The 14,961-nt window shown below is 66.2% G+C and carries 8 protein-coding genes; 2 read left to right on the forward strand and 6 right to left on the reverse strand.

Annotated elements, in window-relative coordinates:
- Nucleotides 1-35 precede the first annotated feature (35 nt).
- The 6 genes from ACN9MU_RS22560 to ACN9MU_RS22585 form a co-directional block, all read right to left on the reverse strand.
- On the reverse strand, nt 36-1,409 hold the full coding sequence (locus ACN9MU_RS22560; RefSeq protein ID WP_426318629.1) for an efflux transporter outer membrane subunit: 1,374 nt from the start codon (nt 1,407-1,409) through the stop codon (nt 36-38).
- On the reverse strand, nt 1,406-4,645 hold the full coding sequence (locus tag ACN9MU_RS22565; RefSeq protein ID WP_426162686.1) for an efflux RND transporter permease subunit: 3,240 nt from the start codon (nt 4,643-4,645) through the stop codon (nt 1,406-1,408). The genes ACN9MU_RS22560 and ACN9MU_RS22565 overlap by 4 nt, the downstream gene beginning before the upstream one ends.
- Entirely contained in the window at nt 4,642-7,692 is a 3,051-nt protein-coding gene (locus tag ACN9MU_RS22570; protein ID WP_426343488.1) for an efflux RND transporter permease subunit, read from the reverse strand. Before ACN9MU_RS22570 ends, ACN9MU_RS22565 begins: the two co-directional genes overlap by 4 nt.
- Nucleotides 7,689-9,164, reverse strand: a complete 1,476-nt coding sequence (locus tag ACN9MU_RS22575) for an efflux RND transporter periplasmic adaptor subunit (protein ID WP_426343489.1) — start codon at nt 9,162-9,164, stop codon at nt 7,689-7,691. The genes ACN9MU_RS22570 and ACN9MU_RS22575 overlap by 4 nt, the downstream gene beginning before the upstream one ends.
- 180 nt (nt 9,165-9,344) lie before the next feature.
- Nucleotides 9,345-11,222, reverse strand: coding sequence for a signal peptide peptidase SppA (gene sppA / locus ACN9MU_RS22580; RefSeq protein WP_426336161.1), 1,878 nt, complete (start codon nt 11,220-11,222; stop codon nt 9,345-9,347).
- Nucleotides 11,223-11,248: 26 nt separating this feature from the next.
- A complete protein-coding gene (locus tag ACN9MU_RS22585) occupies nt 11,249-12,718 on the reverse strand; it encodes a sodium:solute symporter (protein WP_426343490.1) in 1,470 nt (489 codons plus the stop codon).
- Between the two features lie 89 nt (nt 12,719-12,807).
- On the opposite strand from ACN9MU_RS22585, the gene dgt reads away from it, so the two are divergent.
- Nucleotides 12,808-14,031: a dGTP triphosphohydrolase gene (dgt, locus tag ACN9MU_RS22590; protein WP_426318634.1), complete on the forward strand. Its 1,224-nt coding sequence runs from the start codon at nt 12,808-12,810 to the stop codon at nt 14,029-14,031.
- Entirely contained in the window at nt 14,028-14,957 is a 930-nt protein-coding gene (locus ACN9MU_RS22595) for an AraC family transcriptional regulator (RefSeq protein WP_426318635.1), read from the forward strand. Before dgt ends, ACN9MU_RS22595 begins: the two co-directional genes overlap by 4 nt.
- The last annotated feature ends 4 nt before the right edge of the window (nt 14,958-14,961 follow it).

The following is a 14,961-nucleotide window of genomic DNA, read 5'->3' on the forward strand; positions in this document are numbered from 1 at the left end:
AATGGCAAACCGCCAGTTACACCCGGCAGCGAGGTTTACCGGGCGTGCCAGCCGCCTCCCAGCGCCTGCACCAGGGCCACTGCGGTTGACTGCCGGTCGGCCTGCGCCTGTAACAGGGCGCGCCGTGCATTGAGTGCCGTGACCTGGGCCGTGACCACTTCCGTGTAGCCGACCTGGCCGGCGCGGTAGCGATTCAGCATCTGCTGCTCGACCTGGCTGGCCGCGGCGGCCGACGTCTCGCGCAAGGACTGTTGTTGCGCCAACACACGGCTGGCCGCCAACTGGTCTTCCACGTCGGCCAGCGCGTTCAGGACGGATTGGCGATAAGCCGCCACCGCCACGTCGCGGGCGGCGTTGGCCTGGTCGACGCGGGCGCCGATGGCGCCGGCATTGAACACCGCCTGCGCCGCCGACAGGCCGAGCGACCACAGGGTGTTGGAGGCGCTGAACAAGCCGCCCAGCTGGCTGCCCGCCACGCCGTAGCTGCCGCCCAGGCTCAGGCTCGGGAAATAGGCGCTGCGGGCGATGCCGATCTGCGCGTTGGCCGCCGCGACCCGGCGTTCGGCGGCGGCGATGTCGGGCCGCCGCTCCAGCAGCGTGGACGGCAGGCCGGCCGGGACCAGCGGTACCTGCAGCGTCCAGGGCGCCGGCGCCAGCGTGAAGTCGGCCGGCGCCTTGCCAAGCAGGATGGCGATCGCGTGTTCGAGCTGGGCGCGCTGGCGCTGTACGGCCAGGCGGTCGGCGCTGGCGTTGGCCAGCTGGGTCTGTGCCTGCAGCAGGTCCGAACTGGGCGCCACGCCGGCGTTGACCCGGTTCTGGGTGATCTGCAGCACGCGCTGGTAGCCCTCCACTGTTTCGCCCAGCAGCGCCAGTTGGGCATCCGCCAGACGCAGGCCGATGTAGTTGACGGCCAGCTCGCCCTGTGCCGCCAGGCGCGCGGCCGCCAGGTCAGCTTCGCTGGCCTGGGCGCTGGCCTGGGCGCCGCTGACGCCGGCGCGCAGCCTGCCCCATACGTCCGGCTCCCAGCTGGCGCCGATGTTGACGCGGTACTGGTTGCCGGTACGCGTGTCCCCGCCGCCGCCATTGCGGTTGGCGCTGGCGTCCAGCGTCACCACCGGGAACAGCGCCGCGCGTTGCTCGGCCACGGCGGCGCGCGCCTGAGCGTAGCGCGCCCCTGCCGCCGCCACGTTCTGGTTGTTCACTTCCACCAGCCCGGCCAGCGCGTTGAGCGCAGCGTCGCCAAACAGCTCCCACCATGGCCCTTTTTCCAGCAAATCCGCCGGCGCGGCCGGCTGCCAGCCCTGTGCTTCCTTGAATTCGGCCGACAGCGGCGCGCTGGGCGTGTGGTAGGCCGGGCCGGTGGCGCAACCGGCCAGTATGAGCGTGCACGCGCCAAGAATTTTTTTCATGATGTGGCCTTCGCGCCACGCAGGCGCATCTTGTCGAGCAAAAGGTAGACCACGGGCGTGGTCAACAAGGTGAGCAACTGGCTGGCGACCAGGCCGCCGATGATGGCAATGCCCAGCGGCTGGCGCAGCTCGGAGCCTTCGCCGAAACCAATTGCCAGCGGCAGCGCGCCCAGCGCCGCTGCCATGGTCGTCATCAGGATCGGGCGGAAGCGCAGCAGGCAGGCTTCCCGCACGGCGCTGCGCGGATCGAGGCCGCGCGTGCGCTCCGCCTCCAGCGCGAAGTCGATGATCAGGATGGCGTTCTTCTTCACGATGCCGATCAGGAGGAAGACGCCGATCAGGGCAATCAGCGAGAACTCCATGCGGAACATCAGCAGCGCCAGCACTGCCCCCACGCCAGCTGACGGCAACGTCGACAGCACCGTGATCGGGTGCACCAGGCTTTCGTACAGCATGCCGAGGACGATATAGATCACCACCAGCGCGGCGGCGATCAATAGCGGCTGCTGCTGGTTGGTTTCCTGCGCCGTGCGCGCCGTGCCCTGGAAGCTGCCGCGCACATTGTTGGGCATGCCGATGGCGTTTTCCGCGTCTTTCACCGCTTGCTGCGCCTCGCCCAGGCTGGCGCCATCGGCCAGGTTGAAGGAGACCGTCGTGGCCAACTCGCCATCCTGGTGGTTGACCGAGGCCGGCGTCGAGCGCTCGGCGAAGGTCGCCAGCGCCGCCAGCGGCACCATTGCTTCCGCCTGCGCGCTCAGGGCCGAGCCGCCGGACGGGTCGCGCATCCCTGCCCCCACCACGCTGCCAGCCGTGCTGGCGCTGGCGCCGGCGGCCGAGCCAGCGCCGCTCGCCGATGCGCCTGCGCCATTCGCCGCACTGCCCAGCTCCTGCGCAGTCGCCGCCGCGCGCCGCGCCACATAGACATCGGCCAGGGCCTCGGGACTGCGCGCGTATTGCGGCGCCACCTCCATCACCACCTTGTACTGGTTCAGCTCATCGTAGATGGTGGCCACCTGGCGCTGGCCGAAGGCGTTATACAGCGCGTTGTCGACATCGCGCATCGTCAGCCCCATGCGCGCCACCATGTCCTTGTCGGCCGCGACGAACGTTTCCACTCCGTTGTCCGCCTGGTCGGTATCGACGTCCACCAGTGCTTTCTGCCGTTTCATCTCGTCCGCCAGCCGCGATGCCCAACGTTTCAAGTCGGCCCGGTTATCGCTCTTCAGCGTGTACTGGTAGGTGGAATTGCTCTGCCGCCCGCCCATGCGCAAGTCCTGCACCGTATTCAGGAACAGCGACACGCCGGTCACGCGCGCCAGCTTGGGCCGCAAGCGCGCAATCACCTGCTGCCCGGTCACGTCGCGCTCGGCCACCGGCTTCAGGCTGACGAACATGAAACCGCCGCCCGCCCGCGAGCCGCCGGTAAAGCCGACCACCGTGGCCACCGCCGGATCGTCGCGGATGATATTCACCAGCTGCCGCAGCTTGCCCTGCATGGCCTGGAACGAGATGCTCTGGTCGGCCCGGATGCCCCCGTTGATCTGTCCCGTATCCTGCTGCGGGAAAAATCCCTTCGGCGCCGACGCATACAGGTACACGTTCAGCCCCACCACGAACACCAGCACCAGCATCACCAGCCAGGCACTGTCCAACGCCCAGTCCAGTGATTTTTCATACGTGCGCAAGATGACGCCGAAACCGCGCTCGAACCAGCGCGACACGCGCCCCGGCGGCTTCTGCCCGGCGCCCGGCCGCAGCAGCCAGGCGCACAGCATCGGCGTAGTGGTCAGCGAGATCACAAGGGAAATCATCACCGCCGCCGACAGGGTGACGGCAAATTCGCGGAACAGCCGCCCCACCTGTCCACCCATGAACAGCAGCGGAATGAATACCGCCACCAGCGACACGCTGATCGACAGCACGGTGAAGCCGACTTCCCTGGCCCCCTGCAGCGCGGCGGCGAAGCGCTCCATGCCCTGCTCCATGTGGCGCGCCGTGTTCTCCAGCACCACGATGGCGTCATCGACCACGAAGCCGGTGGCTACGGTCAGCGCCATCAGGCTAAGGTTATTCAGGCTGAAGCCCAGCAGGTACATCACGCCGAAGGTGCCCAGCAACGACACCACCGTGGCGATCGCCGGGATCACGGTCGCCCGCGCGCTGCGCAGGAAGGCACTGACCACCAGCACCACCAGCACGATCGAGATCAGCAAGGTGAATTCGATCTCGTGCAGCGACGAACGGATCGAGTTGGTGCTGTCCGAAGCGACCTGCAGTTTCACGTCCTGCGGCAATTGCGCCTGCAGCTGCGGCAGCAGCGCGCGCACCGCATCCACCGTCTCGATCACGTTGGCGCCAGGCTGGCGCGTCACCAGCACGATGACTGCGGGATCGCCGTTGAACAGGCCCAGCGTATTGCGGTTCTCGGCGCCGTCGGTGACCTCGGCCACGTCGTCGAGCCGGATCGCGGCGCCGTCGCGCCAGGCTACCACCAGGTCGCGGTAATCGGCCGCGCTGCGCCCGCCGCTGGCTGTTGAAGCTGCCGAATAGATTTGCAGGCGCCGCCCTTCGACCTCGATCGCGCCTTTGGGCCGGTTGGCGTTCGTGGCCTGGATCGCAGCCCGCACGTCCTCGGACGATACGCCATAGCGGTTCAGCGCAAACGGCAGCAACTCGACGCGTACCGCCGGCAGCGAACCGCCGCCGATCTCCACGTCGCCGACGCCCTTCACCTGCGCCAGCTTCTGCTGCACGATGTTCGACACCGACTCATACACTTGCCCCGGGCTGCGCGTCGCCGATGTCAGCGCCAGGATGATGACCGGCGCATCGGATGGATTGGCCTTGCGGTAGGTCGGATTGCTGCGCAGCGTCGCCGGCAGGTCGGCGCGCGAGGCATTGATGGCGGCCTGCACTTCGCGCGCCGCGGCATCGATCTTGCGGTTCAGCTCAAACTGCAGGTTGACGCGGGTCGAACCGCTGCCGGATGAAGAAGTGACCTCGTTGACGCCCGCGATCACGGCCAGGCGCCGCTCCAGCGGCGTCGCCACGCTGCTTGCCATGGTGTCCGGGCTGGCGCCCGGCAAGCTGGCGCTGACCGAGATCGATGGATAGTCCACCTGCGGCAAAGGCGATACCGGCAGCACGAAGAAGGCCGCAATGCCGGCCAGAGCCAGCCCGATCGTCAGCAGCACCGTGGCAATCGGACGGCGGACAAAGGGCTCGGACAGGTTCATGCTTCTCTACCTTTTCGGCGGCGCTGCGCAAGCCGGTCAAAGGCCAGGTAGATCACCGGCGTGGTGTACAGCGTCAGCAACTGGCTGACAATCAGGCCGCCGAAGATCGACAGGCCGAGCGGCCGGCGCAGCTCAGCGCCTTCGCCCCAGCCCAACATCAGCGGGATGGCCGCAAACAGCGCCGCCATGGTGGTCATCAGGATCGGCCGCAAGCGCAGCAGTGCGGCCTGGTGGATCGCGTCGCGCGGCGCCATGCCCTGCTCGCGTTCCGCCTCGATGGCGAAGTCGATCATCATGATGGCGTTCTTTTTCACAATGCCGATCAGCAGGATGATCCCGATGATGCCGATCACGCCCAGCTCCTGCCCCGTCAGCATCAGCGCCAGCAGCGCGCCGACGCCGGCCGAGGGCAGCGTGGACAGGATGGTCAGCGGGTGGATATAGCTTTCGTACAGCACGCCCAGCACGATGTAGACGCACACCACGGCCGCCAGGATCAGCCAGAGCTGGTTGCTCAGCGAAGCCTGGTAGGCGCCGGCCGCGCCGAGGAAAGTCAGGCTGACCGACTGCGGCAGGCCGACTTCTTTCGCCGCATCGCGAATGGCGTCCACCGCCTGCCCCAGCGCGACGCCCGGCGCGGCATCGAAGCCGATGGTGGTGGCCGGGTATTGCGCCACGTGCGTGACCTGCAGCGGCGCCGGGCGCTCCTGCACACTGGCAATGGCCGACAATGGGGTCGGCTTGCCGCTGCCGGTGCGCAGTTGCAGGTTGCCAAGTGCTTCCGGCGTGTCCATGCGGTCCTGGCCGGCCTCCAGGATCACCCGGTACTGGTTGGTCTCGGTGAAGATGGTGGACACGATGCGCTGGCCGAAGGCGCTGTACAAGGCATCATCGACGGCGGCAGCGGTGATCGACAGCCGCGATGCCGTGTCACGGTCGATGCTGACGTACGCACCAGCGCCGGTAGCTCCCACGTCGGACACCACATTGCGCAGGCGCTCCTTGGCTGCCATGCGTTCGGCCAGTCTGGCAGCCCACTCGGACACGGTGGCGTTGTCGGCGCCTTCCAGCGAGACACGATACTGGGTCGGCCCGCTTTCAGCATCGATGGTCAGGTCTTGCGTGGGCTGCAGGTAAAGCTTGACGCCCGCCACCTGCGCCACGCGCTGGCGCAGGCGCTCCATCACGACCTGCAGCTTGTCGCGGTCCGGTTTCAGGTTGACCAGCATGCTGCCGGTATGCAGCATGGTGTTGTTGCCAGCATCGACGCCGACCACCGAACTAAGCGAGGCCACGGCCGGGTCGTCCAGCAGTGCGCGGGCGGCTTGCTGCTGCAGTTGCGCCATGCGTTCATAGGACACGGTCTGCGCGGCCTCGATGCGGGCTTGCAACTGGCCGGTATCCTGGGTCGGGAACAGGCCTTTTGGAATCCACAGGTAGAGCAGCACCGTCAGCAGCAGCGTGCCCAGCGCCACCAGCAGGGTCAGGCCCTGGCGCTCCAGCACCCATTGCAGGCTGCCGTCATAGCGCTTGACCAGGCGGTCGAACAGGGTCTCCTCATGCTCCTTGTGTTCGGCCAGCCAGCGGCCCGACATCATCGGCACCAGCGTCAGCGACACCACGGCGGAGATCAGGATGGTGATGGCCAGCGTGACCGCGAACTCGCGGAACAGGCGGCCCACGACGTCGCCCATGAACAGCAGCGGGATCAGCACCGCGATCAGCGACACCGTCAGGGAGATGATGGTGAAGCCGATCTGCTGCGCGCCTTTAAGGGCGGCATTCATCGGGGTCTCGCCTTCTTCGATGTGGCGCGCGATGTTCTCGATCATGACGATGGCGTCGTCCACCACGAAGCCGGTGGCGATGGTGAGCGCCATCAGGCTGAGGTTATTCAGGCTGTAGCCGAGCAGGTACATGATGCCAAAGGTGCCGACCAGCGAGATCGGCACCGCCAGGCTGGCAATCACCGTGGCGCGCGGGCTGCGCAGGAAGGCGAAGATCACCAGCACCACCAGCACCACGGCCAGCAGCAATTCCAGCTCCACGTGCAGCACCGATGCGCGGATGCCGTGGGTGCGGTCGCTCAGCACCGTCACCTCGATGGCGCCGGGCAGGCTGGCCTGCAGTTCCGGCAGGCGCTCCTTGATGGCGTCCACGGTGGCGATGACGTTGGCGCCCGGCTGGCGCTGCACGTCGAGAATGATGGCGGGCGTCAGGCCGGCCCAGGCGCCGAGCTTGACGTTTTCCGCACTATCCACTACGCGGGCCACGTCCTGCAGCCGGACCGGCGCGCCGTTGCGGTAGGAGACAATCAACTGGCGGTAGTCGTCGGCCGCCAGCAACTGGTCGTTGGCATTGATGGTGAAAGCGCGCGTGGGACCGTCGAAGCTGCCTTTGGCGCTGTTGGCATTGGCCGCCGTGATGGCGGTGCGCAGCGTATCGAGGCCCAGTCCGTAGCTCGCCAGCGCCTGGGTGTCGGCCTGGATGCGCACGGCAGGCCGCTGGCCGCCGCTCAGCGTGACCAGGCCGACGCCGTTGACCTGGCTGATTTTCAGCGCCAGCCGCGTGTTGACGATGTTCTGCACTTCCGTCAGCGGCATGGTTTTCGACGTGATGGCCAGGGTCAGCACTGGCGCGTCGGCCGGGTTGACCTTGGCGTACACGGGCGGCGCCGGCAAGTCGGTCGGCAGCAGCGAGCCGCCGGCATTGATGGCGGCCTGCACTTCCTGCTCGGCCACGTCCAGGGTCTGCCCCAGGCTGAACTGCAGCGTGATGATGGAAACGCCGGCGGCGCTGGTGGAACTCATGCGCTGCAGGCCGGACATCTGGCCGAACTGCCGCTCCAGCGGCGCCGTCACCGTGCGGCCCATCACTTCCGGGCTGGCGCCGGGATACAGGGTGCGTACCTGGATGGTCGGGAAGTCGACCTGCGGCAGCGCCGACAGCGGCAGGAAGCGGTAGCCAAGCAGTCCTGCCAGCACGATGGCCAGCATGAACAGCGCCGTCGCCACCGGCCGCTGGATAAATGGCGCCGAGGGGCTCATCGCGTCACGCCGTCCGCTGCCCGGCCCTCGCCCCGCGCCCCGCCTGACGCACCGTCACGCGTCCGGCGGCCATCGCCTCCCGCTCCCGATGCGTCGCCGCCCGCCCCGGCATCGTCGCGATGACGCCGCCACTTGCCGCCGCCCTCGCCCGCCGGCCTGCCTTCGCCGCGCGAGCGGCCCGCGTGCTCGCCGTCGGCGCCTGGTCGCTGCGTTGGCAGCGTCACGCGCGCCCCATCCTTGATGCGGTCCGCGCCTTCGGTAATCACCTGCTCGCCCGCTGCCAGGCCGCTCTCGATCTGCACCTTGTCCACGGTGGCAATCCCGCGCCTGACCGGCCGCAGCGACGCCGTCTGGCCATCCTGCAGCACGTATACGTAATCGCCCGAAGCACCGTGCCGCAATGCCGTCACCGGCACCACGACGGCGTCCTTGATTGTGCGCAGCTCCAGCCGCACGTTCACGAACTGGCTGGGGAACAGCGAGGAACCGGCGTTGGCAAAGCGCGCCTTGGCCATTACCGTACCGGTCTGGGTGTCGACCTGGTTGTCCAGCGCGTAAAACTCGCCTTTCTCCAGCACTGTGCTGCGCGTGCGGTCGTACGCCAGCGCCACCATGCGATCGCCGGCGCGATCGCCGGCGCGCTGCCCCAGCTCGGAGACCCGGTCCTGCGGCACCGCAAACTCCACGTCGATCGGCGCCAATCGCGTAATCACCGCGATGCCCCCGGCATCGCCAGAACCTACCAGGTTGCCGATATCGACCACCCGCAAGCCGACCCGCCCGCTGATCGGCGCAAGCACCTTCGTATAGCCAAGGTTCAGGCGCGCCGTGCCCTCATTCGCGCGGTCGGTGGTGACCGTGCCCTGGAGCTGCTTGACCAGCGCCGCCTGCGTATCGACGTCCTGCCGCGCAATGGAGTCCTGCGACAGCAAGGTGCGGTAGCGTTCAAGGGTCAGGCGGGCGTTTTCCAGCTGCGCTTCGTCGCGTTCGCGCTGGCCGGTCGCCTGCATCAGTTGCAGCTCGAAGGGACGCGCATCGATCTGGGCCAGCACCTGGCCCGCCTTCACCATCTGGCCTTCCTTGAACAAGACCTTTTGCAGGATGCCGGAGACCTGCGGCCGCACCGTCGTCGTAGCGGCTGCGGTGACCGTGCCCAGCGCATCGAGCGTGACCGGCAGGTCGGCCTTTTCGGCAGTCGCCACGCCCACCGTGGCAGCCGGACCGCGGCCGCTGCGTCCGCCCCGGCCGCCGCCAGCGCCGCCCGCACCAGCGCCGCGCCCCCCCTGTCCGGCGGCAGCGGCTGAGGTACCCGGACCACCCGGCCCGGCATCGGCCGGGCCGCGGTGGGTCAGGTACCAGGCCAGGCCGCCCAGGGCCAGCATCCCGGCCAGGGCGGCGACTCCCCCGATCCAGCGCGCCCGCTTGCCGGCGCGAGGTTTCGACGGGGTACTGGATGTTGTTGGAGTCTCCATGGGGCGACCCTTTCTTCTTTTGGTAAGAACGCGAATTGACTCTAGCACAGCGCCCCGGCGCAAATGCGTTAGGCAAGAAACATCGGAAACAATTCAAGCGCCCTGGCGCCCCAAAAGAAAAGCCGCCAGACTGGCTGGCGGCTTGTTTCTTGTAATAACTGCTTACAAAGCTGCTACAAACTAATCGGGCGAACTGCAGAGGCAATGGGTCAGCGCCATGAAGGGCTTGCGCTGGGCGGTCATTTCGTTCAACCAGCCCAGGTCCTGCACCACCTCGGTAGCCACGCCAGCCGGCATCCCGGCAGGCAGCAGCGAAGCGCGGGCCTGGTCGCCAAAGGCCTTGGCGGCAGCGGCCTTCGCAGTCGAGGCGCCGAAGAACTCCAGCACCTTGTCGAAGCGCGACACTTCACGCTCGATGTAGACGATACGCGGCTCGCCGCTCATCTTGGCACGGCGTGCAGCCGCCTTCAGCGCATCCTGGTAGCCGCCCAGCGTATCGACCAGGCCGCGCTCCTGCGCCTGCACGCCGGTCCATACGCGGCCCTGGCCCACGGCATCGATCTTGTCAGCCGTGGTCTTGCGCGCCTTGGCCGCCTTGGCGGTGAATTCCTCGTAGGTGTGGCCAATCACGCCCTGGATCAATTGACCGAAGCGAGGGTCCATCGGACGCAGCGGATTGCCTGCATCGCCCAGCCAGGTGGTGGTCTGTCCGGCGGTGTGGATGCCCAGCTTGTCGATCACCTTGTCCACGGTCGGGAACAGGGCGAACACGCCGATCGAGCCGGTAATGGTGGCCGGGTCGGCAATTACTTCGTCGGAAGCCATCGAAATCCAGTAACCGCCGGACGCGGCCACATTGCCCATCGAGACCACCACCGGCTTGCCTGCCGCGCGGGTCAGCTCCAGCTCGCGGCGGATCAGCTCCGAGCCGAAAGCGCTGCCGCCGGGCGAATCGACGCGCAGCACCACCGCCTTGATCGAACTGTCTTCGCGCGCCATGCGCACCAGGCGTGCCGTCGACGCGCCGCCGATCTGGCCGGCCGGCGCATCGCCGTCGCTGATTTCGCCGACCGCCATGACCACGCCGATCGCGTCGCCGGTCAGTTTAGGGAAGACGCGCGCCAGGTAATCGTGGAAGTTGACCTGGCGGAAGGACTTGGCCGCAGGATCGTCCACGCCGCGCTTGGTCATCATGACGCGCAGTTCATCCTTGGTTTTCAGGCCGTCGACCAGCTTGGCGTCCAGCGCTACCTGCGCCAGGTTGCCTTTTGCTTCAGCCACCAGTGCCGGCAGGTTGTCGATCGCCTTCATCAGCGCGCCTTCCGGCATCTTGCGCGACTGCTCCACCTGGGCGGTGTAGCGCGCCCACAGGTCGTTGTACAGGAAAGCATCCGCTTCCGCCGCCGCCGGCGAAGGGCCGTTGGCGATGAACGGCTCGGCGAAGCTCTTGTAGGTGCCGACCTTCATCAGGTTCACAGTCACGCCAACCTTGTCCAGCGCATCGCGGTAGTAATTGCGGTATTTGCCGAAACCGTCGAGGAACACTGCGCCCATCGGGTGCAGGTAGACTTCGTCGGCGTGAATCGCGACCTGGTACTGGCGCTGGTTATAACTGGAGCCCCAGGCCACGACCTTCTTGCCGCTGGCCTTGAAACGGTCCACCGCGGCGCCAATCTCGCGCAGCATGGCCTGGCCGCCGCCCTGCATTTCGTCCAGCACCAGCACGGCGCCGCCGATTTGCGGGTCCTTGGCGGCCGCATCGAGCACGTTCAGGACATCGCGCAGTTGCACGGATTTGTGCACTTCGCCGCCGGACAGGCCGGCCATCAGCGCGTCACGGCTGCTGCCGGACGATTGTTCAACCAAAGAGCCCTCCAGGTTCAGGACCAGCATGGTCTTGTCGCCCAAGGGCTTGACGCCGCCGCCGAACATGGCGGCAATCAGCAGCACCACGACCAGCAGGAACAGGAAGTTCATGGTGGCGCGGCGGCTTTTATCCACGGCATTCCAGAACCAGGCAAATCCACCGCGGACATACGAGAAAACAGAGCGGGACATCTTTACTCCTAGTGCAAAAAATGAAACTACTTCACACTATAAGCGACATTCGCCTTGGAGGGTGAAGAAATCAGGTAAAGCCCAGCCATGACCAGCAGGCCGTTGATGACCAGCAGCTCCAGGCCGATGCGGTAGCTGCCGAACAGGCTTTGCTGGTTAAAGTCGATCAGGGCGCACAGCAGCGGCCCGGCCAGCGCCACACACGGCACCAGCCTGTCGTTCACCGCCCGCTTGCTGAGCAGGCCGAAGGCGAACAGGCCAAGCAGCGGGCCGTAGGTGTAGCCGGCCAGCTTCAGGATCATGCCGATCATGCTGGCGCTGTCGATCCACTTGAACACCATCACCAGCAGCAGGAACAGCGCGCAGAAAGCCAGGTGCACCCGGTGGCGGATGCGCAGTTGCGCGCCCTCGCCCAGGTCTCCGCGCCGTTTCAGGCCCAGGATGTCGATGCAGAAGGACGATGTCAGCGCCGTGATCGCGCCATCCGCACTCGGGAACAGGGCGCTGATCAGGGCTATGATGAACACCAGTTGCAGCAGCGCCGGCATATGGCCCATCACCACGGCCGGGAAGATCTTGTCGCCGCTCGCGGCCACGCCCACCTGCGGCGCGTACAGGTACAGCAGGCCGCCGAGGAACAGGAACAGCGCCAGCACGCCGGCCAGGATGGCGTTCAGCGCCAGCATGTTTTTCTGCGAATCGCCCAGGGTCTTGACCGAGATATTCTTCTGCATCATTTCCTGGTCCATGCCGGTCATGGTGATGACGATGAAGATGCCCGCCACCACCTGTTTCCAGGCGTTGCCAGGGCTATTGATATCGGTCGTGAACACGCGCGCCAGCCCGGCAGAGCGCATGCGCTCCAGGCTTTCCAGCAGGCCCAGGTTCATCTCGTTCAGCAGGAAGGCCGTGCAGGCCACCAGGCCAAGCAGCATGCCCGTGGTCTGCAGCGTGTCGGTCCAGACGATGGTCTTGACCCCGCCCTCATAGGTATACAGCAGGATCATCGCCAGGATGACCAGGTTGGTCAGCCAGAACGGCACGCCAAGGCTGTCCAGGATCACCGCCTGCAGGATGTTCACCACCAGGTACAGGCGCGCTGTGGCGCCCAGGGTGCGCGACAGGATGAAGAATGCCGCCCCGCTCTGGTAGGAGCGCCGGCCCAGCCGCACGTCGAGGTAATGGTAGATGGACGTCAGTTTCAGGCGGTAGTAAAGCGGCAGCAGGATGCAGGCCACGGCGATATAACCGAGTACATAGCCGATCATGATCTGCATGTAGCCAAAGCCGTCGCGCCCCACCGCGCCCGGCACGCTGATAAAAGTCACACCGCTCAGCGTGGTGCCGACCATGCCGAAGGCCACCAGCATCCAGTTCGAACTCTTGTTCCCGATGAAGAAGCTGTCGTTGTTGGCGTTGCGGGAAGTGGCCCAGGCCACGCCCAGCAACAGGCCGAAATAGGCCAGAACCACGAGGAACAGCGAAACAGGTGACATTTTATTATCCAGCCGTGAAACAATTTGGGCTGCAATATACACCGGAATGCGGAAGCGACTTAGAATCCCCTGCAAACCAGAGGAAAACAATGTACGACCAACAGACCATCGAATTCGCCCGCGCCCAGGAGGCGCTGGTACTGCCGCTCGAATACCGCGTCCACGCCCAGGCCGACGGCCGCGGCGAGGGCCGCGAGGAGTGCATGCGCGATTATGCGCGCGTGCTGTATTCGTCTTCTTTCCGCCGCCTGCAGGGCAAGATGCAGCTGCTCGGCGTCGACGCCAACCGTTTCAACCGCAACCGCCTGACCCACAGCCTGGAAGTGGCGCAAATCGCCCGTTCCATCGCGGCCGACCTGGGGCTGGAGCGCAGCGTGGTATCGGAAACCTGCTCGCTGGCGCACGACATCGGCAACCCGCCTTTCGGCCATTACGGCGAAAAGATCCTGGACGAGCTGGCGGCCGGTTCCGGCGGCTTCGAGGGCAATGCGCAAGCCTTCCGCACCCTGCGCACGCTGGAAAAGAAGCACCACGCCTATGCTGGCCTGAACCTGACCGTGCGCTCCCTGCTCGGCATCACCAAGTACTTCCAGCGCCGCGCCGACAATCCGAAGAAATTCCTGTACGACGATGACTATGCGTTCCTGATCGGACAGCTCAACGCCGCCGGCATCACGGTCCGCAAGAGCATCGACGCCCAGATCATGGACCTGGCCGACGAAATCGCCTATGCCGCCCACGACGTGGAAGATGCGCTGAGCTTCGGCATCATCACCTGGGGCGAGATCGTCCACGAATTCAGGATCAGCAAGGACTTTTCCGCCGCCTACGAGCAATTCGCCAGCATCGCCAACCACGCCCACGAGGAAGCGCTGAAATGCGATATGCAGGAAAGCTCGGAGGAATATTCGATCGTGCTGCGCAAGGAGCTGACCTCGCAGATCGTGCATGAACTGTGCCGCGACATCGCCGTGGTGGAAGGCAAGCACGGCCCCGAATTGGGCTACCGCACCAAGGGCCTGCTGGCGCGCGGCCTGAAAAGCCTGCTGTGGCGCGCCATCCTGCGCAAGAAAGACGTGCAGCTCTACGAAAAACGCGGCGAGAAAATCATCCGCGGCCTGTTCGAAGTCCTGACCGACAAGACCTACAACAAGGGCGGCATCCTGCTGCCGCCGGCCATCCGCAGCCTGAAGGATTCGCGCGAGCGGCTGGTAGTGGACTACATTTCCGGCATGATGGATTCCTACGCTGCCAGGGAATACGAAAAGTACTTCGGCCCCGGCAGCCTTGACCGCATCTATCCCCTCGCATGAACGATCCGCGCAGCGAATACGAGCGCCGCATGAACCGGGTGCTAGACCATATCGACCGCAACCTGGACGCGCAGCTTGACCTGCCGGCCCTGGCCGACATCGCCAACTTTTCGCGCTACCACTTCCACCGCATCTTCGCCGGCTGGATGGGCGAGACCATCGGCGACTATGTGCGCCGGCGCCGCCTGGAAGTCGCGGCCCACAAGCTGGCTGCCGGCGGTACGGTGCTCGAGGTCGCGCTGTCGACCGGCTTCGGCTCGGGCGAAGCCTTTGCCCGGGCCTTCAAGACCCGCTTCGGCAGCACGCCCACCGAGTGGCGCAACAGCACGCCCGAGCGCACGGCCGCGTTCCTGGCGGCGCAAAATAGCAATCTGGATCAGGCGAACAGCAAGTACGGTCAGGCCGGCGCAGGCGCGAACGGCGAACATGGCGTCTCCAACAACCCATTCGGAGAAATGATCATGGAAGTCAACATCGTCGACCTGCCAGCTGCCCGCATCGCCTACCGCCGCCACATCGGCCCCTACGGCCCGGCCGTCGGCCAGTTCTGGGCCCAGGCCGTCATGCCCTGGATGCTCGGCCACGGCCTGGCCGGCGCCACCTGCTACGGCATCGGCCACGACGACCCGAGCGTCACACCGGCCGACAAGTGCCGCTATGATGCCTGCGTCGAGATCCCGGAAGGTTTCGAGCCCGGCGGGCAATTCAGCGTCGCCCATCTGCCCGGCGGGCGCTATGCTGTCACCCGCTACACCGGTTCGCCGCGCGACATCGGCCCGGTGTGGAACCGCATGATGAAGGAATGGCTGCCTTCCAGCGGGCTGCAATGCGACGAGCGCCCATGCTTTGAACGCTACGAGAACCTTGCGACGCAGACCGACGGCAGCTTTACCTGCGAGATCTGCATACCTGTGAAAGCACTGTAGAAGA

Source organism: Pseudoduganella sp. R-32, from assembly GCF_049913245.1.
GTDB lineage: Bacteria > Pseudomonadota > Gammaproteobacteria > Burkholderiales > Burkholderiaceae_D > Rugamonas.

What these genes read in the sequence shown, in the direction of transcription:
- sppA (WP_426336161.1), bottom strand. Translation starts at nt 11,222, where the DNA reads ATGTCCCGCTCTGTTTTCTCGTATGTCCGCGGTGGATTTGCCTGGTTC.
- ACN9MU_RS22570 (WP_426343488.1), bottom strand. Translation starts at nt 7,692, where the DNA reads ATGAGCCCCTCGGCGCCATTTATCCAGCGGCCGGTGGCGACGGCGCTG.
- ACN9MU_RS22560 (WP_426318629.1), bottom strand. Translation starts at nt 1,409, where the DNA reads ATGAAAAAAATTCTTGGCGCGTGCACGCTCATACTGGCCGGTTGCGCC.
- ACN9MU_RS22595 (WP_426318635.1), top strand. Translation starts at nt 14,028, where the DNA reads ATGAACGATCCGCGCAGCGAATACGAGCGCCGCATGAACCGGGTGCTA.
- ACN9MU_RS22575 (WP_426343489.1), bottom strand. Translation starts at nt 9,164, where the DNA reads ATGGAGACTCCAACAACATCCAGTACCCCGTCGAAACCTCGCGCCGGC.
- ACN9MU_RS22585 (WP_426343490.1), bottom strand. Translation starts at nt 12,718, where the DNA reads ATGTCACCTGTTTCGCTGTTCCTCGTGGTTCTGGCCTATTTCGGCCTG.
- ACN9MU_RS22565 (WP_426162686.1), bottom strand. Translation starts at nt 4,645, where the DNA reads ATGAACCTGTCCGAGCCCTTTGTCCGCCGTCCGATTGCCACGGTGCTG.
- dgt (WP_426318634.1), top strand. Translation starts at nt 12,808, where the DNA reads ATGTACGACCAACAGACCATCGAATTCGCCCGCGCCCAGGAGGCGCTG.